General features: G+C 42.8%; 18 protein-coding genes and 1 pseudogene. 10 read left to right on the top strand and 9 right to left on the bottom strand.

The features are described 5' to 3' along the window. Window positions 1-318: pseudogene (locus BK582_RS26435) on the top strand (IS110 family transposase); the annotation flags it as partial. An 811-nt stretch (window positions 319-1,129) separates the two neighbouring features. Here BK582_RS26435 and BK582_RS07250 read toward each other — a convergent pair. Continuing rightward, complete coding sequence (locus BK582_RS07250) at window positions 1,130-2,743, bottom strand: glutathione ABC transporter substrate-binding protein (protein ID WP_078593802.1); 1,614 nt, start codon at window positions 2,741-2,743, stop codon at window positions 1,130-1,132. A gap of 233 nt (window positions 2,744-2,976) precedes the next feature. Next, the gene (locus tag BK582_RS07245) at window positions 2,977-3,774 is read right to left on the bottom strand and encodes an RraA family protein (protein ID WP_338066809.1); all 798 of its coding nucleotides are present in this window, start codon (window positions 3,772-3,774) and stop codon (window positions 2,977-2,979) included. 126 nt (window positions 3,775-3,900) lie between these two features. Between BK582_RS07245 and BK582_RS07240 the strand changes: the two genes are divergently transcribed. Then, window positions 3,901-5,310 (top strand): aldehyde dehydrogenase family protein, encoded by a 1,410-nt coding sequence (locus BK582_RS07240; protein ID WP_169911266.1) that lies wholly within the window; start codon window positions 3,901-3,903, stop codon window positions 5,308-5,310. Window positions 5,311-5,328: 18 nt separating this feature from the next. Continuing rightward, complete coding sequence (locus BK582_RS07235) at window positions 5,329-6,192, top strand: methyl-accepting chemotaxis protein (protein WP_078593800.1); 864 nt, start codon at window positions 5,329-5,331, stop codon at window positions 6,190-6,192. A gap of 117 nt (window positions 6,193-6,309) precedes the next feature. Here the strand turns inward: BK582_RS07235 and BK582_RS07230 are convergent, their stop codons facing one another. From BK582_RS07230 to BK582_RS07215, 4 genes are all read right to left on the bottom strand, one after another. Then, entirely contained in the window at window positions 6,310-7,272 is a 963-nt protein-coding gene (locus tag BK582_RS07230; RefSeq protein WP_078593798.1) for a bile acid:sodium symporter family protein, read from the bottom strand. Between the two features lie 4 nt (window positions 7,273-7,276). Further along, window positions 7,277-8,668: an FAD-binding oxidoreductase gene (locus tag BK582_RS07225; RefSeq protein ID WP_078593796.1), complete on the bottom strand. Its 1,392-nt coding sequence runs from the start codon at window positions 8,666-8,668 to the stop codon at window positions 7,277-7,279. 311 nt (window positions 8,669-8,979) lie between these two features. Further along, on the bottom strand, window positions 8,980-10,335 hold the full coding sequence (locus BK582_RS07220; protein WP_078593794.1) for a sodium:solute symporter family protein: 1,356 nt from the start codon (window positions 10,333-10,335) through the stop codon (window positions 8,980-8,982). Window positions 10,336-10,708: 373 nt separating this feature from the next. Continuing rightward, window positions 10,709-13,129, bottom strand: coding sequence for a M14 family metallopeptidase (locus BK582_RS07215; RefSeq protein ID WP_169910890.1), 2,421 nt, complete (start codon window positions 13,127-13,129; stop codon window positions 10,709-10,711). 675 nt (window positions 13,130-13,804) lie between these two features. Between BK582_RS07215 and BK582_RS07210 the strand changes: the two genes are divergently transcribed. From BK582_RS07210 to BK582_RS07180, 7 genes are all read left to right on the top strand, one after another. Beyond that, window positions 13,805-14,722 (top strand): carbohydrate ABC transporter permease, encoded by a 918-nt coding sequence (locus BK582_RS07210; protein ID WP_244895489.1) that lies wholly within the window; start codon window positions 13,805-13,807, stop codon window positions 14,720-14,722. Beyond that, window positions 14,719-15,528, top strand: coding sequence for a carbohydrate ABC transporter permease (locus tag BK582_RS07205; protein ID WP_078593790.1), 810 nt, complete (start codon window positions 14,719-14,721; stop codon window positions 15,526-15,528). Before BK582_RS07210 ends, BK582_RS07205 begins: the two co-directional genes overlap by 4 nt. Before the next feature lie 29 nt (window positions 15,529-15,557). Next, complete coding sequence (locus BK582_RS07200) at window positions 15,558-16,910, top strand: ABC transporter substrate-binding protein (RefSeq protein ID WP_414458015.1); 1,353 nt, start codon at window positions 15,558-15,560, stop codon at window positions 16,908-16,910. Between the two features lie 59 nt (window positions 16,911-16,969). Next, window positions 16,970-17,677, top strand: coding sequence for a glycerophosphodiester phosphodiesterase (locus tag BK582_RS07195; protein WP_078593788.1), 708 nt, complete (start codon window positions 16,970-16,972; stop codon window positions 17,675-17,677). 138 nt (window positions 17,678-17,815) lie between these two features. Further along, complete coding sequence (locus BK582_RS07190) at window positions 17,816-18,454, top strand: phosphate signaling complex PhoU family protein (protein ID WP_078593786.1); 639 nt, start codon at window positions 17,816-17,818, stop codon at window positions 18,452-18,454. A gap of 34 nt (window positions 18,455-18,488) precedes the next feature. Next, window positions 18,489-20,087 (top strand): Na/Pi cotransporter family protein, encoded by a 1,599-nt coding sequence (locus BK582_RS07185; RefSeq protein WP_078593784.1) that lies wholly within the window; start codon window positions 18,489-18,491, stop codon window positions 20,085-20,087. 89 nt (window positions 20,088-20,176) lie between these two features. Continuing rightward, complete coding sequence (locus BK582_RS07180; protein WP_078593782.1) at window positions 20,177-20,749, top strand: glycerol-3-phosphate responsive antiterminator; 573 nt, start codon at window positions 20,177-20,179, stop codon at window positions 20,747-20,749. Window positions 20,750-21,075: 326 nt separating this feature from the next. Here the strand turns inward: BK582_RS07180 and BK582_RS07175 are convergent, their stop codons facing one another. From BK582_RS07175 to BK582_RS07165, 3 genes are all read right to left on the bottom strand, one after another. Further along, window positions 21,076-22,695, bottom strand: coding sequence for a carbon starvation CstA family protein (locus BK582_RS07175; protein ID WP_078593780.1), 1,620 nt, complete (start codon window positions 22,693-22,695; stop codon window positions 21,076-21,078). Then, complete coding sequence (locus BK582_RS07170) at window positions 22,695-23,216, bottom strand: DUF8052 family protein (RefSeq protein ID WP_078593777.1); 522 nt, start codon at window positions 23,214-23,216, stop codon at window positions 22,695-22,697. The genes BK582_RS07175 and BK582_RS07170 overlap by 1 nt, the downstream gene beginning before the upstream one ends. A 444-nt stretch (window positions 23,217-23,660) precedes the next feature. Then, window positions 23,661-24,590: a DMT family transporter gene (locus BK582_RS07165; protein WP_078593775.1), complete on the bottom strand. Its 930-nt coding sequence runs from the start codon at window positions 24,588-24,590 to the stop codon at window positions 23,661-23,663. Window positions 24,591-24,700 lie beyond the last annotated feature (110 nt).

The raw sequence follows: 24,700 nt of genomic DNA, 5'->3' as shown, positions 1-24,700 counted from the left end.
CTGCAAGGGTTTCACGGAAAAATTTCGAAACAGGGAAATAAGAACCTTCGGTTTATTGTTTATACAATCGGCAAGTCTTTAGCTCAACACAATAAGGATCTGCGTTCCTATTACAATAAACTTCGAGATCGTGGCAAACATCAGAGGAAAGCCTATATAGCTTTAGGAAATAAGTTCATTCGTATTGCTTTTTCCATGCTTAAGAATCGTATAGTCTATGAAACAAAAGATGAGTCGTATGAGTATTTAAAGATGATGAAAGAGAAGTTACGCCATACAAAAATGAAGGATTTTTATCAATTGATTAGTGCAGCATAAAATTATGATAATTTGATTCTTACTAATAAAATATGAGTCTCCTCCTCTGGGGCTGAGGGAAAATCGACTCGGTGCCGGAGGCATAGACCTCGAGTGACAGCATGATTTACCTCGTCCTACAAATGCGAATTGTACGTTATGACAACGAAACCTGAACTAACCAGGCTGTATCCCTGTAGTATTGAAACGAGGTAGTGTTCTATTCAAGTCCGAGAAGAGTGAGACTCATCTATAAAGCTTTCTGTCAGTTGCTTAATGGTATTTTTTGTATATTTTTACGTAAGGTTATTTGGATTACGCAAAAACAAGAAAAAACTAATTGACATAGTACGCTGTCACCACCCGAATATTCTTGTTTCACACACATACGTGTGTAGGATCTAGAAGGTGGCGGTTTTACAACATAAAATGAAATTTGGTATCTCGAAAGGCATCCAGGACGGGCGATAGAAATTACCTTGTTGCAAATTGAAAAAAAGATAATTTAATTATATAAACAACCCTATGTTGCTAGAGTTTCTCGAAGACATTTAGAAGAAAAAAGCAAAGGGCGACTATTATTCCGCTTGGCACTGAATGATTACTTAACTTGCACAAAAAAACAGATGCCGCCAGGGCACCTGCTTAAAATCATACTACTGATGGAATATAATTCATTTTCATGAGTTACAAAGAGTTCAGTACAAAATGTTCTTCAACCTTCTTCACACGCCCACAAATCCACCTGACAGCGTGAAACATTCTCTGTGAAACAAGATTTTTCGGGTGGTGACAGGCACCACCCGAAACAGGCACCACCCGAACCCACAAACTACTCCACAGTCACATCACGTAAAAACGGGAAGCTGCTTGGATACTGGAAAAATCCATTTACATTTTCTCTTAACCCTGCCAGAAGGACAGAATGGTAAAGCGGCACAATCGGCGCTTCGTCCACGATTATCTGCTGTGCTTCTGCATAAAGCTTAAGACGCTCACTTTCATCCGTTGATTGTCTCGCCTGCTCTAATAATGCATCTACTTCGTCATTCGCATAGAAGGAACGGTTACCAGGGTTTCCTGCATTGTCCGAATGGAACATCGGGTACAAACCGTAATCCCCGTCGAGGGTTACTGTACCCCAGCTGCCAACATACATATCAGCTTCACCGTTTCCGGTCATTTCAAGATAAGTGCCGATTTCTGTTGTTTCTATGCTTAAATCAATGCCGATTTCCCCTAATTGAGCCTGAATAAGCTCAGCAATGTTTGTTGTATTGCGGTCATACGTCAGTATTGCAGCACTGAATCCATCACCGAAACCTGCCTCTTCCATCAATTCATTAGCTCTCTCCAAATCATGTTCTATTTCTTCAATACCTTCATGATATCCAAAAACAGTTGGAGCTAACGGCCCTTTCGCCTGCAGGCCTACACCATCCAGCGCTCCCTGGATAATGTCGTCTTTATTAATCGCCAGCGCAATTGCCTGGCGCACTTCCGTATTATTGAAAGGCTCCCTCTCCACATTCATCCCAACGTAAGCCATACTCGCGCTTTCCGATTCATTAACAAATGTCTCGTCATGAGCATTAATTTCACTCATATCATTGGCATTAACAGGATAGACAATATCAGAGGCACCTGTCTGTAATTCTCCCATTCTCGTTAAATCCTCAGGTACCACTTTAAAAGTTACTGACTCCACTTGTGCTTCATTGCCCCAGTAATCTTCATTTTTAACTAGTTTTGTATACTCCCCGTTAACTCTTTCTTCATATTTGAAATAACCTGTTCCCACCGGGTTTTCATTCACCACTGTCAACGCCCCGTCACCATTTTCCATAGCTTCATAATCTGCCTCAATGGATTCCAGGCTGATCATATGCCCCCCTGGATGAGCCAAGTGGGATGGCAATGCTGAAAATGGAAATTCGGTAGTAATATGTACGGTGTAATCGTCCACAACCTCTACCGATTCGATCATATTAAATAAGAAAGAAAGGGGTGAACCTACCTCAGGGTCCAGAACCCGGTCCAGATTAGCTTTCACTACCTCTGCATTAAATTCACTGCCGTCGTGAAAAACAACGTCCTCCCTCAGCTTCGCTTCCCATACAGTCTCCTCAATTGGCTCCAGACTTTCCGCAAGTGAAGGCTGAATCTCTAAATCAGTATTTAATTCAACCAGCGTATCGTATATCCCGTTCATGACATATAACGAAATACCATCATTAGCAGCATGAGGATCCAGAGACACAGGATCTCCAGCAAGGCCAACAGTTAAATCCTGCTGCTCCCCTTCCGTTTCATGCACTGCATTGTTGTTGCCGTTGTTATTGCTGTCTGCATTACTGCTTGCATTATTTTCATTATCACCCCCGGCACAAGCTGTAAACAATACACTACCTGCCCCAATTAACAAAATAAGCAGTTTTCTTTTCATACTTCTTCTCTCCCTTTTCCTTAATAAACTTCTCCTATTTATATATTACTATCATAAACATTATACATTAATAATTAATTCTCATCCGAAAAATAGGATTTAACTCCAGTACATTGTTCCAGGGTGATGCTCCCAGTGATAACTAAAACAGGAAAACAGGAAAACAGAAAAACAACCCTCTGCTAGAGTTGTTTTTCTGCTTCCCTTCGTATTTTTCCAGTGTTTGTTTCATATTACTTAGACAACTGCTTCTCAATATATGCGAGGACTTTCTCGCTGTCGCCCAAAATTTCTTTCTCCCTCTTCTCATCTTTTTCAAGCTTCACTTTCGCTTTTTCCAGAACCTCTTCTTCCTGTTCTTTCGGAACCACCGTGACACCATCCGCATCTCCGACAATAATATCGCCTGGTTTAACTACCGCACCACCGCAGGAAATCTCCACATTAGTTTCCCCGGTGCCATGTTTGTCGCTTGCCGCCAACGTCGTTCCTTTGCAAAAAACAGGGTAGTTAAGCTCCCGAATCCCTTCAATATCACGTACTGCCCCATCAATGACAACCCCGGCAAGTCCCATCGTTTTCGCAAGCCCAATGACAAAATCACCACAGGAAGCATTATGTACATACCCTCTGCCATCAACAACGAGCACATCACCCTCGTTCGCTTCTTTGATAGCTTTCAAAACCTGCTTATTATCAGCAGCACGCAGTTTCACCGTATATGCTCTGCCGGCGACCTTTAAGTCATCCGATACCGGTTTAATGGCAGGATCCATATTCGTCAACCCATTCAGAGCATCAGAAATACACGTTGCCGGGAGCCCCTGGAAATCTCTTATAATATCACTCATTTTAACAACCCCTTCTTTTTTCGCAGCAGTATTATCTGGTCGAGCAACCCATTTAAGTTCCATAAACTGTATTCTCTTTAAAAGATAAGTTTCCTGCTTTTCGATTTTAGCACCGTGAAACAATTGCCGTGAAACAAGATTTTTCGGGTGGTGCCTGTCACCACCCGAACCCAAAAGCATGGCACCGCACTAAACTCCTCGTCCCTTTCTGCCGATATAATACAAGTATGCAGTAAATTTCCAGAAGAGGTGAAAGAATTGATAAGTTACAAGACTTTAAGCAAGAATTTTATAAATGGTGAATGGATGGACGGGAACAGCTCCCGGACATTAGCTGACCTGAATCCATACAACGGGGAGACGCTCACTGAGTTTAAGATGGCCAGTAAAAGCGATCTGGATCAGGCTTATAAAAGTGCAAAGCTTGGGCAGCGCGAATGGGATAAAGTAAACCCGTACAGAAGACGGGACATCCTTGAAAAAGCGGCTGTTTATGTAGAGCAAAACAGAGAAGATATTACTTCTATTATTATTGAAGAACTTGGCGGCACACGTTTGAAGGCCAATTTCGAGATTGGCCTTGTCATCGATATTATTAAAGAAGCTGCAACCTATCCGCTGAGAATGGAAGGAAAAATTCTTCCCTCCCCTGTCGACGGAAAAGAAAACAGACTGTACAGAAAGCCGGTTGGAGTTGTAGGCGTAATCAGCCCGTTTAACTTCCCGTTTTTCCTGTCAATGAAATCAGTTGCCCCTGCAATTGGCGCCGGCAACAGCGTGGTGTTAAAGCCTCATGAACAAACACCAATCACCGGCGGAACTTTACTCGCAAAGATTTTTGAAGAGGCTGGGGTTCCAAAAGGTGTTATTAACGTTGTTGTCACAGATATTGAGGAAATTGGCGATGACTTTGTAACACACCCTATTCCGGAAATTATCTCTTTCACTGGCTCCACTGCAGTTGGACGCTATATCGGCGTGAAAGCGATTGAGAATTTTAAAAAGCCGCTCCTTGAGCTTGGCGGAAACAGTGCTCTTATTATCCTTGATGATGCAGATCTTGACTATGCTGTAGAAGCAGCCACATTCAGCCGGTTTACACATCAGGGGCAAATCTGTATGTCGGCGAACAGAATTTTAGTTCACCGTTCCCTTTATGAAGAGTTTAACCGCAAATATAAAGAAAAGGTCTCCTCCCTGAAAGTAGGCGACCCGAAAGATCCGGACACAATTATCGGTCCTGTGATGAATGAACGTCAGGCATCCACGTTAGCCAGACTGATTGACCAGGGAATATCTGAAGGAGCAGTTCCTCTGTTAAAAGGTGAAATAACCGGCAACCTCGTCCATCCAACAATACTGACTGATGTAAGCCCAGACATGTGTGTGGCACAGGAAGAACTATTCGGCCCTGTAGTAAGCGTTATGCCTTTTGATTCAGATGAAGAAGCAATTGAGCTGGCGAATAACACGACATTCGGCTTAAGCGGCGCGGTGCATACGGGAAGCGTTGACCGTGGAGTGCAGCTGGCACAGCAGGTGGAAACCGGCATGATTCACGTAAATGATATTACGATTAATGATGAGCCTATTGTTGCTTTTGGCGGTGAGAAAAATTCGGGTATCGGCCGTCTGAATGGCGAATGGAGCCTCGATGAGTTCACAACAATGAAATGGATTTCCGTAAATCACACCAAGCGGACATTCCCATACTAAATGAGAGAGGAAACAACTATGACAACGATTATTCCAGAATTAGAAACGACTCACCCATTGCTAGCTTCTTTTGTTCAGATCGCTCCTTTTTTAAATGAGCTCGTGCAGGACGACATTACCATCGGGGTTTATGATACAGAAAAACTTTTAATAAACATCCCGGCAAAAACTTTTTCCCTTAACGTAAAACAAGGTGACCCTCTTCAGGAAGGAGATATTATTACACAAGCGATCAGAGAAGGAAAAGCAAAAACTGATTTTGTACCAAAAGAATTGTTTGGCTTCCCTCTGGTGGCAAAAGCGACTCCTATTTTTAATGAAGATAATGTTGTTATAGGCGGCGTAGGCATCGGTACAAGCATGGAAAAATCAAACAAGCTTTTTGAAGTAGCCGAAAGCCTCTCCGCAGTGGTGGAACAGACAAGCGCCACAATCAGCGATATCTCTTCTTCTGTTACAGACTTAGCTGACAGAATGAAAAGCATCGCTGACCAGGTTACCCAGGTTAATGAGGGCACAAAAGAAATCGACAACATCTCTGTATCGGTAAAACATATATCTGAGCAAAGTAACCTTCTCGGGCTTAACGCTTCTATTGAAGCTGCGCGCGCGGGCGATGCAGGACGGGGCTTCTCGGTAGTAGCTGAGGAAGTACGTAAACTTGCCAGCTCTTCGAAAGAAAACGTAGGACAGATCGATGAAATCACGAAAAAAATGCAGCTTATGATCCAGGAACTAAACAATTCCTTCGAACAGGTGAACGAATTAACTGACTCACAGGCAGCAGCCATCCAGCAGATTTCCGCCACCGCACAGGAGATCAGCGCAAACGCTGAGCAGCTGTCCAAAATGGCAGAACAACAACTCAAAAAAGAAGACTAAACAGAAAACAGACGGCACACAGGCCGTCTGTTTTTTCTGTTACCCGTTTGACCACCGTGAAACAATTGCCGTGAAACAAGATTTTTCGGGCGGTGACAGGCACCATTCAGGCACCATTCAAACAGCCCTGCGACCTTCATCCCCTTCAGCTGGCTTCACTGGTTTCTTTGCCCAGAATGTTGCTAAAATCGGCCCTGAGATATTGTGCCATACTGCTCCGGCCACGCTTGGCAAGGCGGCAAGTGGTCCAAAATGGGCAGTTGCCAGAGCAACCCCGAGTCCGGAGTTTTGCATTCCCACTTCCAGGGATATTGCCCTGCGTGCAGGCTCGTCCAGTTTTAAAGCTGCTGCGGTAAGGTATCCAAGCAAAAGCCCGAATCCATTATGAAGAACTGTTGCAGTGAAAATCAACATCCCTGCAGAAGCGATATTTTCCACATTTCCCGCTACTACTGTTGCTACAATAATAATGATAGCCACTACAGAAATGAGTGGGATAACCTTGATCGATTTTTCCACTGTTTGTGTAAAAAAGCGGCGAATCATCAAGCCTAACAAAATCGGTACAATAATTACCTGCACGATGGACATGAACATCGCTGCAGCATCAACAGGCAGCCACTGTCCGGCCAGTAAAAGCAAGATAACAGGTGTCGTAATTGGTGCTAACATAGTGGAAAGCGAGGTCATTGCAATGGACAGCGGTAAATTCCCCTTTGCCAGATAAACCATTACGTTTGAAGCTGTACCACCAGGGACCGATCCTAGCAGGACGAGTCCTGCCGCAAGCTCCGGCGGTAAACTCATCATATAGGCAATGGCAAATGCTGCTAAAGGCATAATGACAAATTGGGCTCCAACGCCAATTATTACTGGAACAGGATTCTTCAAAATGATCTTAAAATCAACTGCTTTTAATGTAAGCCCCATTCCAAACATAACTATTCCTAATAAAATAGTAATATAAGGTCCGAAGACTAAGAAGGGAGCCGGCATCATAAAGGCTGCGGCCGCCGTTAAAATAACAAAAATAGCGAAATACTTACCTGCTGCCGAACTGATTACTTCAAGAAATTTCATGATATCACCCCTCTGTTCTTGTATTCACGATTTTATTCGGGTTCATTATCCCTTTTGGATCTAGTGCCAGCTTCAGGTTCTTCATAACTGCTAAGGCCAGGCCGTGCTCTTTTTCCTGATACTTTTGTTTTCCAACACCTACACCATGTTCTCCTGTACATGTCCCTCCTCGCTCAAGAGCATACATTACAATTCTCTCGTTAAGCTCCTCCGCTCTTTCCAGCTCTTCCTTATTCGCTAAATCAATCATCAGCAGTACGTGAAAGTTCCCGTCTCCAACGTGGCCCACAATACCACCGATTAACTGCAGCTCATCCAGTTGCTTCCTTGCATGTTCTACTGCTCCCGCCAGTCCTGAGATAGGCAGACATACGTCGGTAACCATCAATTTCCTGCCTGGAAAACCATGAACGTAAGCGTAAGCAAGATTGTGGCGGGCTTCCCATAATTGATTTCTGGCTGCATTGTCTAACTCAAAATCAATTTTTTCACAGTTATTTTCTTCCGCAATCGCCCTCATGAATTCTACGTCTTCCTTTAGACCAGCTTCATTTCCATGAAACTCCAGAAACAAAGTAGGCTTCTCTATGTACGAAGTCTGCATATGCTTGTTTACTTGTTTCATAGAAGGTTCATCCACCAGCTCCACCCTGGCAATGTCGATGCCGGCCTGTAAAATATTAACTACCGCCTTAACCGCGTCTGATATTTCAGGGAACGACACTCTCGCCGCCATGGCCACCTCAGGGATTCCATAGACACGCAAAGTGAGTTCGGTGAAACAGCCAAGCGTCCCTTCCGACCCGGTAAAAAGTCCGTTGAGGTGATAACCGGAAGATGATTTTTCTGCCAGATTCCCCGTGTTCATGATGGTCCCGTCAGCTAGAACGACCTCTAAGTCCCGCACCTGATCCCGCATAACACCGTATTTAACTGAAGTTGTCCCGCTGGCATTTGTAGCGGCCATCCCCCCGAGAGTCGCGTCCGCTCCCGGATCCACGGAAAAAAACAGCCCGTATTTCTTCAGCTCTTTATTTAACTGGGAGCGCGTTACCCCCGGCTGTACCCTTACTAAAAAATCCTCTTCTCTTACCTCAAGCACTTTATTCATTAACGAAAAATCAATTGTAATTCCGCCACCATAAGGAATAACATGCCCCTCAAGGCTTGTCCCCCGTCCATATGGAATAACGGGAATATTGTATTTATCAGCAATTTTCACAATCTGCTGTACGTCCCCGGTAGTCTCGGGAAAAACAACACAATCAGGCAGACTCCTGGAATGATATGATTCGTCCCCTCCATGCTGTTCCAGCGTCGACTCATTTGTCTTTACCTGATTATTTAATAGCACACCCTTCAATTCACTTATGACTTCTTCATATGCAGCAAGCATAAACTCTCCCCATTTCTTAGTATCAACTTCTTAGGATGCCCATTCACATTTGTTGCAAATCCCCATCCCTCAAACTCTGTCCGTCCATTTTACTAAATTATCTGAAAAAATCAACAGTTCTTACTTTTTTCTGATAAAGTTTTTGGCTCTTATCTCGGTTGTAAATCTCATCCGCTTCAGCTTCTCTAAGTCACCACAACTTCAATAAAAAAGAGCAGGCACTCTTATAAAAGTGCACCTGCTCCGTCATTCACAAATTATTATCTCCGTGAAACAAGATTTTTCGGGCGGTGACAGGCACCACCCGAACACTACCTGGTAAACTTACTCACTCCTATCACGAGGGCCAGCGACACGATAATAGCTGGAATCATCGACGGTATACCGAATGGTTCGTTCAGCAAATACCATAGCAAAGCTGTTCCCCCGCCCCCGATTACTCCGGAAGTACCGGCGGCAGCTGTTGCACCTTTCCATAGATAGCCAGCATATAACGGAACGAGCAGACTTGCACTGTACATCGTATAGGCAAACACGATTGCAGTAACGATGTCTGGCATCAGAACAGCAAGAGTAAATGCCAGTGCCGCAAAAACAACTACGGATAATTGTCCTGCTCTCATCATCTCTTTACTTGTCAATTCACGCTTTACAAGCTGCTGATAGAAATCCCGGGTTAAATTTATACTAGAACTTAATAATATTGAATTGGTTGATGTGACAATCGCAGCGATAATGACAGCAATTAAAACCCCGCCAATAAACGGAGGCATTAAGTTTGTAATGACAGTAGCAAAAACCTCGTCCGGAGTGATATCTCCTCCTAAAAGGGACCGGCCGCTAAAGCCTACTAGAGCGACCAGACCGTAACCTATCAGAGACAGAGGGATCAGCAGCACTAACCCCCGTTTTGCCGTTTTGGAATCTTTTGCGGAGAAAACACGGGAGAAAATCATCGACTGAGAAACGGCAGTCGTTCCGAATGCAGCAATCGCCATACCAATAGCACCGAGCACTGTCACATCCGTGAGAGGAGTGAAATATCCTTCCGGAAGCCCGCCAAATACTTCTCCGGGACCGCCTCCCAGATTAAATACGAAACCAACTCCGGCAATCAATCCTGCGAGAATGAGCACTGCCTGCAGCGTATCGGTGAAAGCTACCCCTTTCATTCCGCCAAAAAGAGAAATCAACGTAAACGATATAATACTGATTATCATAGCCGGCATTCTGTCAATGTCAGTAAAGGAAACCAATATACCGGTCATAGCAAGGATCTGCACCGTTACTATGGCAATATCCCCTATAATAATCATGAATGAGCTCACAAAGCGGGTGCTGTTGTTGTACCTTAGTGCGAGCATATCCGGCACGGTAAACTGCTCGGAATCCCTGAATTTTTCAGCAAGAAAAGTTGCAGCCACTATCCCTAAGAGAGCCCCAACACCGCTAAACCACCAATCAATGCCGAGGGAGTAAAAGCTTCCGGTCCAGCCAACGACCGTCGCTCCGCCAATATATGTAGCAAACAAAGTTCCTAATAAAACCGGGGTGTTCAGATTCCTTCCCGCTAACGCAAAGTCTTCCATATTTTTCACTTTCGTTTTAAAGAAAACCCCAATAGCCACTACGACGACTAAATATAAGAGAATCATAATTGAGTACATACCCAATCTCCTTTCTTCTGAGATTACTGGTTATTTGTCTGCTGGAAAAATAAAAGTGCCCGCTTTTCGATACTATTTAGCCGAGTTGAAAATTCCATTGCTATACGGCCAGGTGCATGGAGAAACTTAGCTGGCTTTTCAGCCCATACTCGCTTCCGGCATCCTGCCTTTTCAGCTCGCTGAACCTCCCCCCTCCTCTATGCCAAAATAAACTCCACCCGCTAGTAACACCAATTTACAATTTTCTTATTATTTTTACAACTAAACTTGTTCCAATAAAAAAAGCAAGAACCCTTAAATAAGGGTCCTCGCATCCTGCCACCGTGAAACAATTGCCGTGAAACAAGATTATTCGGGTGGTGACAGGCACCAATTATTTCCCTCGGCCTCTGCCTTTTCCTGGGTGAGAGTCATCACCAATTTGGATGGTTACAGAGTTGTAGTTTCGGCCGTTTCCGTCTGGCTTATAATTCTTTTCCACGTTACCAGCTACATCTACGGAGAAGAATTTAATCGTTGTCGTTTCCTCAATGAGCAGTGTCTCTGCTGATTCACGAACTCCAGCTAACTGAAGGGTTGGTGAATCAAAAGTAGGACGGCTGCCATCTAAGGTGTAGTAGATAGTAGCAGGCTCACTTGTTTCAAATGCTACTTCTACAGGTTCAGAGTATCTTCCACTGCCAGGTACTGCTTTTGATTTTGGTCTTGTATCGTTCATTGCGTGTTCATATGCAACTTCGAACATACCAATTAAACCGTTAGCGAACTCCATCGCCTGGTCATGTCCTTCTGATTCATAGTCTGGCTGGAAACCAGTAGCTATCCATCTGCTTCCATCCCATAACTGAGCTCCAACCTCGAAATTCCAGGTATAAACACCATGTTCATACCAGAAGAAGTCTCCGGAGTTACCTGCTGCTGAATATAAAACATCAGGAATAGGACCTGTTCTCGTAGGGCGGATAACTGTACCACGGTGATCCTGAATTCGATTTAAAATGTGCTCAGAGGACTGCCAGTAGTATTCTTCTTCCCCGGCAGTTGGTCTAGGGAGCGTTACACGATTCGTATCATAAGCACCTGGGGACCATAGGAAGTATCCACCGTGACTATGAATATTCATGGCAAATGTCAGATTATCATATTCATCCGCAATCCAGGCAAGGTTACGCGCTTCAGGCTCAGAGTGCGGCTCCGGGCCTGCGAAAGTGTCGCTTGTACAGCTCGTTGACGCACCTACATACCCATCCCAGATAGTACCCACTGTATGGTTACGGTTTAAGTCAACACCCCAGTTGCCTCTCGCTCCAGGGTCATTTGCTTCAGTCGGGCCGCAATAATTCGTCATATTCCTTCGCTGCATGTTACGGTCATAAAAACTATAGTTCGTTCCATCTGGATTCACAATAGGAATGATAAGTATCTCCAGATTGTCTACTAATTTTCTGGTGTCTTCGTCATGCTCATAGTTTCTGAGCAGGCGTTCAGCTGCTTCGATCGTTACTAGTGACGTTACCCACTCACGGGGGTGCTCTTTAGCGTATCCTAAAACAGCTGGTTTAGAACCGTCCCGAGTTTTACCTATACTCAGCATTCTTACTGTAGCCGGTTCACGGGAAACATAATCAGGAGCGCTTAAGTTATCGGTTAAATTCGCTTCCCAAGTTAGAGCAGTTCCTCCCCCTGAATTACCACGGTACGTATTTGCAGAAACCAGTTCGCCTGCCTCAGCATTTAATGCATCAACAACCTGCCGGGCAGTACTAATTGTGTCCCCGGAAGAATTTGTAGCTAATTGAACAGTAATAGTGTCACCATCCACAGAAACTTCTAATGGCGCGTTTTCTGTAGCTGGGTCAACAAATTCAACAGTTAAATCATTTCCCCCTTCATGGCCCCAGGCAGTGGATGTTACAACGACCGCGTTGTTTGTAAGCGTTCCCATTGTTGCCTGTGCATGACGCCGGTAACCATTTGTTTTATGCGGTAATTCAACGATATCCACAAGCTCCGGGAATTCCTCTGCTAATTGATCCATGCGCTCATCCATTTCTGTTGGCGTCATATAAGAGTCAACAAATTCAGTAACATAATAATCTTTAGGCTCTCTATTGTCCCCTAACCACTCTGTTACTTCACTGGTTGCTGAACCACCCTGGTTACTTTCAATATTAACGGTCTCAGGCACTTCGTCTACCGTCAGTTCAAACCAGTGGTATAAGTATTCACCATAATCCGTACGACGACTAAGTATTGCTGTTCTTTCCTCTCCGTTTTCTTCCCAGCTTGCAGTCAGAGTAGTCCCAGCTGATGCTCCAACGTCAGACTTTGCTTCAACATAAAGGAAGGTTGCAGCCTGGTTTGTATAATGGTCTGCACGTAAGATTTGCACATTATCCGCTGAATGTACAGACTGAATGCCAAACGATTCCCCTTCATCTTTTGCAGAAAATTCTTCCTGCTCTACCCATACCGCCTCTTTTACTTCAAGACCTAATCCTTCTAACATTTCGATTTCTGATGGAGTAACGACAGCTTCTACCTCAATTTCTCCATCATGCTCAAACACCGCTGAAATATCGATGCCAAGCTCCACAATTTTTTCAGCCGCTTCGTCATTCATCCCGTGCAACGTGACAACTTCAACCTCTTCCTCTGGCTGGATCGGTTCTCCTGGTTCTGGTTCGGCAGAGATAGAAGCTCCCAGACCAGTAATCAGCATCGAAACTACTAATACTGCAATGATCATAGAAATGAAAACCTTGTTCTTCCACTCCCTCTTTCTACTAAACATGGAACACCTCCTAATAGATTTAAAAAGCGGTTCCATTATAATACAAAATCTTCTAAATTTTCTGTTAATAAATGTCGTATGGAATAAATACTTTCATACATTAAAGTACATAATAAGATAAAGGCAAAATTAAAAACGTTATTGTAAAAAGATGTTGTTTCCTGTGAATAAAGCACTAATAATGAGATTCATAAAACTACATGTAATCTGTGACTATTTTATGAGTGATTTTCCTAAAATAATTTATAATTCTTCATTTAATTATTTTGATTCTATTTAATCTGTCGAAGGCTGCAAAATATAATAGAAACATACCAGAAGTCGACAAAGAAAGACTGCAATATCTTGTCAGACAGTACTCTGTAAAATAATTGTAAATTACCTTCCTGTTAACAAGGTAAAAAGACTCAGGTACATATTCTCAACTATGTTACAGAACGCTTTTCCCTGATTAATTTTCACAATATTGCCAAGAGTATTGAATTTAAGAAATTATTTGCTATAATAATTCTTATAACAAAATAAATTGGGTTAGAGATGATGAGAAACCCCTTTTGTAAAGACGGTAGGATACGTCTGCCCAAAAGGAGGTTTTTTTGTATTTCATCGAGTCTGACACTCAACATCTATTGGAGGAGGTTAGGAATGGCTTTACAGGAAGTAACAGCAGAAAAAATGAAAACGGATACACTTCCGCCAAAAAGGACATCTACGAAAAAGAAAAAATGGAAAAACCTTGGCGTAGGACTCTTATATTTATCTCCAGCGCTCATTATTACCGGAATCTTTCTTTTTTACCCGATGTTCCGGACGCTGTATCTTAGTTTTTTTGTAACGAACGCAGGCGGTACCCCAGTCAGCTTTATTGGCTTTGAAAACTACACTATGCTCTGGGAGTCCGCTACATTCCGTACCAGTATGAGCGCCACATTCTTATTCGCTCTTTATACCGTACCTACTACTATTATCATTTCTTTGTTTTTAGCAGTAATAACTAATGAAAAAGTAAAAGGGATTCCCTTTTTCCGGGTAGTGTTTTCTTCAACACTCGGTGTCTCCGTTGCAGCGGGGGCCACTATATGGCTACTTTTATTCCATCCGAGCCTTGGGGTCTTAAATAACTTATTAAATGCAGTTGGTTTAAGCGGGGTTCAATGGCTTACATCGCCAAATGTAGCGTTAATATCCGTGGCGATAACTACTATATGGATGAATATCGGATTTAACTTTATTGTTCTTCTCGGCGGTTTGCAGAACATCTCGGAGGAACTATACGAGAGTGCAAAAATAGACGGTGCCGGCTACTGGACACAGCTTTTTAAGATCACCATTCCACTGCTGTCGCCTACACTCTTTTTTGTAAGCGTTGTAACGATTATAAATTCCTTTCAGACATTTGGGCAGATCGACATTCTCACTGGGGGCGGACCATCAAACAGTACAAATTTAATCGTGTACTCTATTTTCCGGGAAGCCTTCTATAACGGTTACTTCGGGTATGCAAGTGCACAGGCAATTATCTTATTCGTCCTGGTGTTAATTTTCACTTTCATACAGTTTAAAGTTGGAGAAAAGAAGGTGCATTACCAATGATGAGAAAAGTTATTTTTTATGTCCTGCTGCTCCTGTCAGCTCTCATTATCACCTTTCCCGTTTTGTACGCAATATCAGCAAGTTTTATGACTACAGCTGAAATAAACAGAGGTGCCTTAATTCCCTCCAGCCTGTCATTTGAAAACTACGTGAGAGCATTTAACAGCGTTCCGTTATTTCACTTTCTTTTTAACAGTTTCGTAGTTTCATTTACTGTCATGATTGGCCAGCTCCTATTATGCAGTCTGGCAGCTTTTGCAATCGTATTCATTCCTTTTAAAGGTAGGAATTTTATTTTCTTCCTTTTTATAGCGACGATGCTGATTCCATGGGAAGCTACTATCATTCCAAATTACCTTACTGTAATGAACTTTGGCTGGGTCAATACATACCCAGGACTAACAGTACCTTTCTTTGCTATCGCATTCGGTATTTTTCTCCTGAGGCAGCATTTCTTAACGATTCCAAAGGAACTTTATGAATCTGCTCAGATTGACGGCTGTTCAAGTTTCCGTTTTTACTGGTCTTTTGTACTGCCTCTTTCAAAACCAATGCTGAGCGCCTTAGGGATATACGGTTTCCTTACAACATGGAATATGTACTTATGGCCGTTGCTTGTAACAAATAACAACGATGTAAGAACAGTGCAGATCGGTCTGAAAATGATGGTCTCCGCAGAAACAGGAACTTCCTGGAACGTAGTAATGGCCGGGGTAGTTATGGTTCTTTTACCAACACTGATCCTATTAGTTCTCGGGTTAAATCAGCTGAAACGCGGATTAACTGCAGGGGCTTTAAAAGGATAAATTTAAAGGGGGATTTATTTATGATGAAGATGGCAAAGGGAAAAACAAAATTAGCGTCTCTGTTTCTTGCTTCGTTTACTCTTTTAGCTGCATGCGGCGGCGGGGATAGCGAGGTAGCTACAACAGAAGATGGCAGAACAATAGTTACGTTCTGGCATGCAATGGGCGGCGGCCCGGGGGAAGCAATTGATGAAATGGTCGAGGACTATAACAACAGCCAGGATGAAGTACAGGTAGAAGCTGTTTATCAGGGAAGCTATGAAGAGCTGCTAAACCAGCTCCGTGCTGTTGGCGGCACAAACGAAGCCCCTTCCATCGTACAAGTGTATGAAGTAGGAACAAAGTTCATGAGCGAGAGTGGTTACATTGAGCCTATTCAGACTTTCATTGATGAAGAGGACTTTGACACTTCCACATTTGAAGAAAATATTTTTGCTTACTATGAAGTAGACGGACAACTAAACTCCATGCCGTTTAACACTTCAAACGCAATCATGTTCTATAACAAAGATATGTTTGAAGAAGCTGGCCTGGATCCTGAAGACCCGCCAAGAACTTTCAGTGAAGTTCAGGAATATGCCGAGCAGCTTACTATAAGCTCCGGCAGTGATACAGAAGTTCACGGATTCAGCATCCTGATCTACGGATGGTTCTTTGAACAGCTCCTTGCTAACCAGGGTGCTCTGTATCTGGACAATGATAATGGACGTACTGGTGATGGAGAAAATGTTTTAATTAATGAAGAACCAGGTGTACGGGTTTTCGAATGGCTTCAGGAAATGAATGAAGCAGGAACACTTGGCAACTATGGTCGCCAGTGGGATGATATCCGTTCCGCGTTTGCAGCAGAACGAGTTGCTATGTACCTGGACTCTACTGCCGCTACAAGAGGAAATGTTACTGGAGCTGATTTTGAAGTAGGAACTGCCTTTTTACCGGTTCCGGACGGTATGGACCCTGAAGGCGTAATTGTGGGCGGTGGTTCACTATGGATGACTAACAGTATTGCTGAGGAAGAACAGCAGGCAGCATGGGATTTCATGAAATATACTACTGAGCCGGAAGTACAGGCGAAATGGGCTGGAGCCACTGGATACTTCCCTATCACTACAGACGCTTACGAAGAACAAGAGCTTCAGGACATTTACGAAGAGTTCCCTCAGTTCCTTACTAGTGTAGACCAGTTACAGGAGACAAATCTCACTCCTGCAACACAGGGAGCACTTATGGGCGTCTTCCCTGAAGCAAGAAATATCGTTGAAAACGCAATTGAAACCCTTTATCAAGGTGGAGATCCGCAGGAACTGCTGGACGAAGCTGCTGCAGAAATTGAAAATGCGATCGAGCAATATAACCGAATGAGCGTTGACGATAACGAATAAATTATACTGGAGGGTTCTTTTAAAGAAGAACCCTCTTCTTCAAATAACAAGGAGGAAAAATGATACTTTTTGCCCACCGGGGAGCCTCTTTAATCGCTCCTGAAAATACATTGCCCGCGTTTGAACACGCTGTAAAGAATAAAGTTCAAGGTATTGAACTGGATGTCCATCTAAGTAAAGACGGTACTGTTGTTGTCTGCCATGACGATGAGCTGTCCAGGACATCAAATATGACAGGTTTTCTGAAAGACAAAACATTTTCAGAAATTAGAAATGCTGATGCAGGCTCCTGGTTTTCAGAGGAATACAAAAACATAAAAATTCCTACACTGGAAGAAGTTTTAGAGATATGCCAGAAGGGAATACTCATAAACATTGAAATTAAGAACATACCATTTTTTCATACAGGTATTGAACAAAAGGTCATAGACCTTGTGAAAAAATTCGGTTTCGAGGAAAATGTTATTATCTCTTCCTTTGACCATCTCTCTTTAAAAATTGCACAGGAAATAGACCCTCATATCAGTAAAGGACTGCTGTTATCCAACAGGTTAGTTAACTTGTTTGATTATATTGAGAGATCTTCTTTAAAAATTGAAAGCCTGCATATTCCATACACGTTTGCTGAAGAAGATTTTATCCAGCAGGCACACAGAAACGGATATAAAGTCTTTCCTTTTACAGTAGATGATAAAGAAACAGCAGAAAAATTGAAGAAATCAGGCATTGACGGATTGTTTACCAATGATATTTTTCTGGACTTCTGACGCCTTCAAAAACAGTAAAGCCTTTAATAAGGCTTTGCTTTTTTCATAAGTATAATAGAAGTAAACTGCAGCTTTCGTTTTTCATCTGCCGCTTCTTAAATAATCATCCGAACCAAAAAATAAGGAGGTGTATTATCCATGCTTAAACGAACAAACCTGTACCAGATTAAAATGGAAGGTGTTAATAAAAATATTGAGGAATCCTTTAAATGTCTGCTCCTGATGTTAAAACATTTAAAGAGCTTTATAGCCGAGGCTTCTGAAGACAAGAGGAAGGATATTATTGAACTGGAAGACAAAGTGAATGAAATCGAAGTGCTCGTTGAAAAACAGATAATTGAACTCCTTTCCCTGCAGCAGCCCCACGTCCACGAAATGAAACGGCTTCTCTCAAATATGAAAATAAACAGAGAACTGGAACGAATTGGAGACCACATCATTAATTTTATAAATATGTATCAATTATCATCAAGCCATCCAAAATGGATGAAAGAAGAATTAATCAACATTGTGGAACAGGAAGCTGAAATGCTCCAAAACGTATATTACGGCATCACAAAGGAAGAAGCATCCTACTTAAAAACAGCTATTAAAGCAGACGATAAAATTGATGACCTTCATATCGTTCTGTTTGAAAAACTCGTATCAGAAATGAAACAGAATACATTAAAGGTAGAAACAGGTTCCCAGTTAATTATTATGATCAGGTTTCTCGAAAGACTGGGCGACCATATAGTAAACGCCGGAGAAACGCATTTAGAGTATTTTATAGAATAATACATTACTTGCTGTAAAAGTAAGGAGTAAAAAAATGAATATAATATTGAGTCTCCTCGGAGGTATTGGCATATTTCTTTATGGCATGCACCTCTTAAGCAAGGGGATGGAGCGTGTTGCCGTTTCAAAAATGAAACAATATATTGCCAGCTTCACGAGTAACAGGTATAAAGGTTTTCTGATTGGTATCATCGCCACATTTTTTATGCAAAGCAGTACAGCCACCTCGATTATCGTAATCGGCCTTGTCGGGAGCTCGGTCATTGGCCTGCTCCAAGCCTTTGGGGTTATTTTAGGGTCCTCAGTTGGGACTACGCTGACTGTCCAGCTCTTAGCCTTTAATATTACCGAGTATTCAACCATCTTTATTTTTCTCGGAGCAGTTTTAATCATTTTTCTTAAGAAAAAAAGAAAGGCCAAATCATTCGGGCAGGCCTTCATGGGTTTTGGCTTTATTTTCTTCGGAATTGGCACAATGTCTGATGCTTTTGCGCCCCTTAGCAACAACACCGATTTTCTCTCTTTTTTCAGCAGTCTTCAGGAACAACCAATATTGCTCCTGGTAATAAGCCTGCTTCTGACTGTCCTGATGCACAGCAGTGCAACAGTAATAGTTATAGCAATGTCCCTTGCCACAACCGGAGCGCTGGAGCCTTCTTCGGTTATTCCAGTCATATTGGGGGCAAACTTAGGAGCCACCTTCCCGGCTATCATTTCAAGTTTAGCCTCCACTGCGGAAGGAAGAAAGGTTGCTGTTTCATATTTTGCCTTTAAACTTACCGGGGTCGCCCTCTGCTTCCCTCTCATTTACTTAAGCGATAATCTGGTCCAGTACCTTCCAGGAGAAACGGAAAGACAAATCGCAAATATGCACACATTATTTAATATATTTGTAGCTTTATTATTCCTGCCTTTCTTAGGGATGGTGGCAGCATTTATTGATAAAATGCTCCCTAAAAACGAGAAAAATGAGTTCTCTATTGATATAGATGATAGTTTACTGGATTACCCTGAAGAAGCATTAGACCAGATGACTAAAGAAGTAAGCAAACTAGCCTCGATCGTTGAGAGAGACATGGTCCGCAACCTTCCTGCAGTACTGCAGCAGGACGAGGCAACACGCTCAGCGGTTTTTGAAAAAGAAAAATACGTTGACGAAGCATATAAAACTCTTCAGAATATCCTGCTTAAAATTGGCCAGCAGGATTTATCCGAAACAGAATCTGACCAGGAAGTTAAACTTCTATATATATTAAATGACCTGGAACACACCGGAGATGTCATAAAAAACATCGGTGAAATATCCGCGAAAAAAGAAGAATTCGGAATACAGCTTAATGAAGATGACTTAAAAAGCTTATTGCATATGAATGAACAAATAAGCCAGTCATTCAGTAAATCTATCACTGCATTCCAGAATAACGACCTGGAAAAAGCCAAGGAAGTCCTGAACGACCATACCTACTTCCTTCAGCTGGAGAAAGACATGCGTTTTGCGTATTTTAATAACAGGATAGTAAGAAATGAAGTAGACAGTACGGTTAACGACTCCTACCTTGACATGATCAGCCATCTGCTCCGTGTTCATCAGCATGCTGTAAACATATCTCAAACACTATTAGGCATCGTGTAGCAGAATATTTTTCCAAATCTCCATTTACTTCCTCCGGAAAGTTCTCTAAACTTATTAAAAAGGGACGTACCAGTCTTGGAGGGCAGTTAATGAAGAACAGAGAAATAATTGATATGGTAGAATCACAAATTATAGCGGCAATTAAAGAAGAGGATCATATTGACTTAGCCATTAAGGGGACTCCTAACATAGCATTCCTCTTAACAGGAAACCTTTTTACCACTGAGCAAAACATACGGAAACTCCAGGAAAACTCCATGCGCGTTTTCCTCCATCTTGATTTCATCGATGGGATCGGCACAAGCAAAAGTGCTATGAAATACATCGCAGAAAAGTGGAAGCCGGACGGCATAATTACTACAAAAAATCATTTAATAAAGTTGGCAAAAAATGAAAATATGATTGCTATACAGCGTATTTTCCTTATTGATAAAGGAGCAATCAGTAAAGGTATGGAAATGACCCATAACTCTCCCCTGGATGCAGTAGAAGTACTCCCCGGAATAATGCCCAGGGTTATCGACGAAATGACTAAGAAAATCGATGCTCCCATTATCGCAGGAGGCCTCATCGAAAGTGAAGCGGAGGTTCTGGAAGCATTGACTGCAGGGGCCCTTGCGACCTCTGTCAGCACCCCTTCCCTGTGGAATCTGAAGCTGTGAAAAAAGGCGGGACACCAAGTCCCGCCTTTTTTTAAGCTGGGGCAGACCCCAGGAACCACCCTCGAATCGGGCGGGCCCTCCTGCACCAAACCACGCAAATAATTTAAGGATACCAACTCCAGTAAAGACGGATACTGCTATTGTGCCTGAAGCAGTTATATCCAGGATAGCCCCAGTTATTTTTGGCTGCGCTGCTACTCTATCTATTCCCTCCATCCCCATTACAGAAAAAAAGCAGGCACTCTTATATAAAGAGTGCCTGTTCGGTCAAAAATTACTCATCCAAGCTCCGTGAAATAAGATTATTCGGGTGGTGACAGGCACCACTACATTTTCACTGTTCGGTCCTTGGACTCTGAACCGAAGATGGATCTCCACGCTTCGATCGCTAAGAAAATACAGAGAACGAAGAGTAGGAATGCTGCTATCGCAAGGAAGTAGTTTCCTGCCATCGTGTTGTTGTACATCAGGAAGCCGAGGGCTGAAACCGTTACGATAAACATAAATATCATCGGAATGACCACATAGAATCGCTTGGCTCCGATTTTAGTCAGCCAGACGGACACTGCCAGAAGTGCTAAAGCCCCGAGCATTTGGTTAGCTGAGCCGAAAAGCGGCCAGATTTGCTGCCATGTGCCTGTAAGGGCCAGAGCCGCCGCAAACACAAGACCGGCAACAGTCGCCACATGGCTGTTCTGGAACATTTCCGGTGCCCGCTTTTCGCTGATTTCCTGTACTGCGTACCTCAGGAGACGAGTTGCTGAGTCCAGAGTTGTTAACAGGAATGCCGAAGCAACCAGCGCTGTAAATGTAACTGCTGTTGCTTCCGGAAGTCCCCAGAAGCTCATGAAATGACCAATACCAGCTGCGAACGTTCCAATCGGTCCGCCAAGGGCATCAAGGCGCGCGGCGAATTCCGCCTGTGTTAAATACGCAACAGCCCCTACCGTAATAATGGCCATAAACGCTTCTAACAACATACCTCCGTAGGCAATGAATTTACCGCTTTTTTCATTGTCTAACTGTTTTGCAGTCGTACCGGACGACACCAGGGAATGGAACCCGGAAATGGCGCCGCATGCAATAGTAATAAAAAGTATAGGAAATAAGAATCCGAGTGATTCATTATAAAAACCTGTAAAAGCAGGCATTTGAATTCCAGGAGAAGCGATAATAATACCAACTGCCGCTCCGGCAATCATTGCGTAAAGTAAGAAGGAATTTAAATAATCCCGCGGCTGCAGCAGCACCCATACCGGAAGAACGGACGCAATATAAGCGTACCCCAGTAAAAAGAACGTCCAGAACGTTGCACTTAAAGAGAGTGGGAATGTAAGCCCTCCCCAAACCGCAAGCAGCATTGCTCCAAACCCTAGTATACTTGCTGCCACTAAGTTCATACGGAGCTGATTGACAATGACACCGAATACCAGAGCAATACCAATAAATAATAGTGAGGCAGTTGCTGCCTGTGGAAATGCCACGAATGTGTTCGCAACGAGAATCATAAACACACCGACAATGAGAATGAGCGTTGCAATGGTAAAAGTTAAGAACAATACTTGGCCACGGCCGCCCATATATTCTTTAATCACAGTTCCAATCGATTGTGCCTTATGGCGAATGGACGCTTGTAAAGATGTATAGTCGTGAACGCCTCCGATAAAAATACTTCCAATGATAATCCATAAAACGGCTGGCAGCCAGCCAAACACTACTGCAGCGATTGGCCCTGTAATCGGTCCGCCTCCTGCGATGGTCGCAAAATGGTGCCCGAGCAGAACCGGTTTTTTTGCCGCAACGAACTCCTTCCCATCCGCATATGTGTGCGCAGGAGTTTCCCGGCCCGGATCAATCTTCAACTGCCTTTCCAGCCAGCGCCCGTATGTAAAATAGGCAACAAGCAAAACAACCCCGCTGATGATTAATACTGTAAGAAAATTCATTACTCCACCTCCATATTCAGGGTGTCCTCTATCCCTTTTACGAACACCCTCCCCTTTTTGTTTACAAGTACCTGTTTCTCTCTCAAGTCAACGATTACAAGATACCGTTCCGCCCAGCCATGCCAGCCATACTTCAGGAAGAGAAGCTTCCGTCCACGCTTCACCTCCTTTCGAATAGCCGGGTCTACAGGCTGATCGGTTACAATCACCCCTAAAAACACGGAAGACATATGATCTTTTTTATCAGGGGTGTAGGAGGTAATCTGCCGGTCAACCTCTCCTTTTAACTGCTTCAGATCCTGTACTGTAACCGCTTTCCCTTGTTTCTTCAAAAATACAAATTGCTGATTCTCTACTCCCCAGACTTTGATTGCTTTAGTCATAAGGTATTTCTCATCTTTTCGATAATGCTCAGCAGTAAATGCAAACGTGATCGAGCCGATCGTTTTATCGCGGTATACATTAAATTGACTTGTATATAAATTTGCCAGGTGATTTACAAAGGTGTCCATTGTATCCATCGAGCCGCCCCTTCTCCCTTATGTAAAATTGAATATTTTATTATTTTTAAATTTTCTGTCTTTATTATCCATCATTATATATAACCTTTGGACGAAATACAATATTATTTGAGGAGAAGGACATTTCCTCTTCTTTTGCAGATGATAATGAGTCTAAGTTGTGCATAGGTGTGGCGGACTTGTGCGAATAACCTATGGAATTGTGCGAACAACAGCCAATGTCGTGCAAATCATAGGGAAAGTTGTGCAAACACAAAGGAACTGTGCAAATACACCTCTGAATTGAGCGTATCACCCTCAATCTCGTGCAAAAAAAGCAGGCACCCTTATGCAGAGCACCCACTCAATATTTATCTCTCTTATATTCTGTCCCACCCCCGTGAAACAATTAGCGTGAAACAAGATTATTCGGGTGGTGACAGGCACCGGCACCCGGCACCCCATCTACGCCTCTTTCACCTTACGCCGTATCGCTCCCGAAGCCAGTTTTCCAGCTGAAAAATCCTTCCCTTTAAAATATGTAAACAAGTAACAACCAGAAATTACAATTATACTGCCGGTAACCTGGATCCATGTCATTCTTTCTCCCAGTAAAAGAAAAGCTAATATAACTGTGAAAACTGGATTGAAATTAAGAAAAATTCCTGCTGTAGTCGCCCCTAATTTTTTCACGCCTATATTCCATAATACAATGCACACTACTGTAGAAACGGCACCAGTATATAGTATAGAAGAAATAAATGTTCCATTTATATTAGTCACAGTAAATTCAGGCAGGCTGAACGGCAATAGTATCAACAATCCGAAGATTCCCGAGTATAAGGTGGCCATGATGGGAGATGTATAATTCATCGCCCACTTACTAAGCACCACATAAATTCCCCATATACATACAGCTGCGAACATGAATAGGTCCCCTCGGTTAAATTGAAGCGACAATAACAGAGCGCTGTTGCCGTTTGTCAAAACCAGTATTACACCGAACAGGGAAACCACCATTGCTCCCATCTGTAAGAAAGAAAGTTTTTCTCTAAGAAATATAAAGGAAAAAAATGCAATCGAAAGGGTAATTAACGTGGAGATTAACCCTACATTAGTCGCGGATGTATGCTCCAGTGCCATAAACTGCAAAATATTGAATAGCATAACACCTGTCAGTCCCATTAACACCAGCGGTATAACAGCTTTTCTTGAAGGAAAAAGCTTCTTCTCCACTTTCCATACAATCGGAAGCAAAAACAGCACAGCAATAAACCATCTCAATGTTGTTAATGTCATCGGAGAAGCGTGATCAACAAGCACTTTTCCTACTATAAAATTTCCAGCCCATAAAAGGCTCGTCAAAAGCAATAACCCAAAATAAAAATATCGCATCTTTAACTCCCCACAAGCAGTTTATTAACCTCTTATCTATTAACAACCTTAACATTTTCAATTAACTTACAAAATAATATTTTGTATAATAGAAATAAGTTAAAATATTT

Origin of the sequence: Evansella clarkii (genome assembly GCF_002019695.1) — a bacterium.
Classification (GTDB): Bacteria; Bacillota; Bacilli; order Bacillales; family Salisediminibacteriaceae; genus Evansella; species Evansella clarkii.
Note: the sequence above shows the minus strand (reverse complement) of the source record. Positions and strands in the feature narration are given on the sequence as shown.